The sequence below is a fragment of the Bacillus cereus group sp. N6 genome (assembly GCF_016483705.1).
Classification (GTDB): Bacteria; Bacillota; Bacilli; order Bacillales; family Bacillaceae_G; genus Bacillus_A; species Bacillus_A wiedmannii.
On the sequence record NZ_JAEHBI010000123.1, the window covers coordinates 1 to 3,603 of the forward strand.

Here is a 3,603-nt window from a genome sequence, read left to right on the forward strand (position 1 = left end):
ATTTATATAGCAAATCAAAACTCTGATACTGTTTCTGTAATAGATGGAACGAATAATGGAGTCATTGCTACTATTTCTGTTGGAGGAATACCTTTTGGTTTAGGAATAGATTTAGAATTAAATTATATTTATGTAGCTAATAATGTATATCATAATGTATCAGTTATAGATGGTAATAATAATGGAGTGATTGCTACAATCACAGTCGGATCTAATCCATGTGGAATTGCAGTTAAGGAACCACCGATTATTTAACCTAAAACTATCGATTAAATAACATATTTGATCGATAGTTTTTTAATTTTATTTTTTATACTAGCTACCGATAATAAAACGTTATGTTAACTCACATGTATAGGATATGCATCATAAGTTTTATTGATTATTGGAGTCTGTGTAGTAATGGAACATGAACGAAAAGCCCCTTCAAATCTGAAGAGATTTTCTGATTTTTTAGATTGACTACTGATAACAAAAATTATGTAAATAAGCTATTTATATGGACAGCTTATTTTTTTACTTAACATGGTTTTATTGTGATCTTTTGGTTTGAAATTTGCTTTTTGGCTAGAGTGCTGGCTCGCCGTGTGGGGACGAAACCCCACGTATTACGTATCCGTTTATTAAAATAAGAACTATTTTAGAACGAATGATCTAAGCAGTTCGGCTCGTATACTTGTTAATCCAAGTCGATAAGCATTGCTTTGCTTTTTGTCTGTCGGCTTGGCGAAAAAAACAAACAAGCCGAAAAAAGTTTTGCAAGGACAAAATCAAAAAGAAAAGGCGTTAGCCTTTAGATGAGGATTAACGAACCGACTTTTTGATTTTGAGGGTGGAGATTTTTGAATGATTTTCTCAAAAATACGACCCGTTCCTTGCGGAACTTTTAGCCCTATATATAAGAGTGAGAAGAACAAGGTAAAGAAATTCAGTAATATCAAGGGTTTATAAGACATGAGGTGTTAAAAAATAGAAAATTCTACATAAAAAAAGATGTCAATATAAAAATTGACATCTAAAATAAATAAATTGGTAGTTTATGTTTTTTCTTATTACCTTCGATTTTGATATTACGTAGCGCTTTTGAAAAAATTTGTTGAGTCGCTCTATCAATATCATCTTTAGGTAAATTACATAATATATTGGGGTTAACAAACCAAGTTCTTGCTGAACAAGCCCTTCCATCTTCAGTTATTACACCTGTTTCCGCAACTCCTAAAACCCCTTTTTCAAGCAATTCGTTCATCATTTTTGAAATAGAAGTCCTTGTTTTCCCTAATTTCTTAGCTAAATAACTAGGAGACGCTGTATTCGGTTTTATATCATCATCTTTATTTTTTTCAACAATAACATTTGATTTGAATTCTAGAAATCTTGAAATATCAAATAAAAATGCCTTTTCTGGTTGAGTTAAATAGCCAATTTCACATAGATAATCAATATTCTCTGTAATCATTTGGACAAATCTCACCCGATCTGTAGATTTTTTCTTTTTACCAATGAAATACTCTTCTCCACCAGACATTTTACTTAATACTTGTAACATAATGACTCTTTCTTCTTCAGAAAGTCCACCACGACCTTCAAGTTTTTCATAAATGCTATTAATCTTACTATCTCTTTCTTTTGCCTTTTGTTCAGCTTGTCCGAAATCAATAATTTTCTTTGTCATATCTAAGTTAAATCCTCCTTAATTGAGGGAATCAACAAAAACACCTATTTTTTGCTATTTGATTATAAATCAAATTATGATAATCTATAATCAGATAAATGAAGTTTTGGTATTTTCGTAGGATACCCTTTTAAAAGAGTCATGTTCCCGCATGGCTCTTTTTTCATTCTATCACGTTTTCAATAACCTTAAAGATGAAAACAAAGTTCCCCTAATTTTTTTTATCGTTCCATGTCATATCCTCGTTGTTTATTGATTTCCCTCTTATGTTCCTGTTCAAAATGATTATTAACTCCCTTACTATCCAATTCATTTTTAACAAGCCCTCTAAACGCTTTAAATCGCTCTCCAAAGACTTTTTTCGTATTGTGGTATAAAATCTTTACATTTCCCTTTAAATCTTTTATATAGGCTTTTAACGAACCTATTTCCTTATTTAATACACTAACTTCTTTTTGTAACTGACCTTTTTCTTGTTTCAATGTTTGATTCTCTTCCATCCAACCTTCTGCAGTCATTTTTAAACTTTGATACTCTTTCACAAAGTCTGTTTTTCTCAAACGCTCATAATCCTTTTTGATAGTAACCGCTGCATTCACTTGTTTTGTTAATTCTTGATATTGTTCTAATGATAACACATAATTTCTCGTCTGTTTCTTCGTGATTTCAGCTTTTCCAAACATTTTATCCTGTACTTCTGTTATTACTTCTTTACGCAAAAATGAAATTTTAATAGGTTCATTTGGTACCTGATCGATAGCGCTATCCAATTCTTTTTGCTTTTGTTTTACTCTTTTTTCTAACTCTACATAACGTTGGCCAATCAGCTGTAGCTTTTCACTTCCACTTGTTGTTTCACTGTTTCTAACTCTTTGGACTTATCAACGACATCACTTTCCAACTGCTTTTTCACTACTTGTAAATCATTCACTTTTTCCTCAGCATTTTCTACATGATGATGAATCACTTGCAACTGCGTTTCTTGTTTTTGTACTTCATTTTCAACAAATGATTTTGTTTCTGCATATTTCTTATATTGACGAACCTTCATGTATTTATGTGAACCTACATTGGCACGTTCAAAATTCGGAATGTGTTCTTTCGCTAATTGCTCAATATAAGCCGTTTCTAATTCTCTCCAATGCGCAATTAACTTTCTTCCTGTTCCTTCTACGCCTTGTTGTTGCAAGGCTCTATCCATTCCGACACGCCTCGTTAATCCTCGACTACTTTCGAAATTTGGTACATAGTTAATATGTAGATGCGGATTTGCTTCATCATCATGTAAAACCATGTTATAAACTGCTAGATTTGGATTCCGCTCTTGAAACGCTTCAGCATAGCGCTTCAATGCTTCTTTTTTGGCCTCCCTATACTTTGGGTCATCTTTTCCTTCCCCAATCGCTACAACCAATTCTCGTTGCTCATGTGTCTTATCATCTTTATGTACTTTTGCATAATAATCATTTATCTTACGATCATTCCGTTTTTGTTTCTCGTTATACTTGTCCACCGCTTCTTGAAAGACATCCTTGTATATACTTCGGATGTCCTTTTGAACAAAGTAAATATTCTCATGTAACCTAACTGGATCGATACCAGGATTCCCATGAATATTTTCTCTGTTATTATGGCTTAATGAACTTTGGTGAGATTGATTAAATGAGATAGAGAACAACATAAAGTGCCACCGCTTCCCCTAGATTAATTGATACAATAAGTCTAGCAAGGCGACGTAACCCTATACCGTATATTGACGCTATCGCATCAAATACATAGGGCTCTACGAGGCCCTTGTCGGCATAGCCGAGTCACTACGTGACAAAAACCAAACCTTGGGCATTGCCCAAACCCACTGGGGAAAACATCCCCAGACCCCCTTTATCAAACTCCCCAACCCCTCACTCCTTGAGGGGCTCCCTCGCCGGTAA

2 protein-coding genes and 1 pseudogene are annotated in these 3,603 nt (G+C 33.6%); 1 reads left to right on the forward strand and 2 read right to left on the reverse strand.

The window, feature by feature from the left end:
* The coding region (locus JDS99_RS30125; RefSeq protein WP_369413405.1) for a YncE family protein at nt 1-255 on the forward strand (255 nt) is incomplete at its 5' end.
* 760 nt (nt 256-1,015) lie between these two features.
* Here JDS99_RS30125 and JDS99_RS30130 read toward each other — a convergent pair.
* On the reverse strand, nt 1,016-1,672 hold the full coding sequence (locus tag JDS99_RS30130; protein WP_199696405.1) for a MarR family transcriptional regulator: 657 nt from the start codon (nt 1,670-1,672) through the stop codon (nt 1,016-1,018).
* A gap of 221 nt (nt 1,673-1,893) precedes the next feature.
* Nucleotides 1,894-3,353, reverse strand: a pseudogene (locus JDS99_RS30135) (plasmid recombination protein).
* Nucleotides 3,354-3,603: the final 250 nt, after the last annotated feature.

What these genes read in the sequence shown, in the direction of transcription:
- JDS99_RS30130 (WP_199696405.1), bottom strand. Translation starts at nt 1,672, where the DNA reads ATGACAAAGAAAATTATTGATTTCGGACAAGCTGAACAAAAGGCAAAA.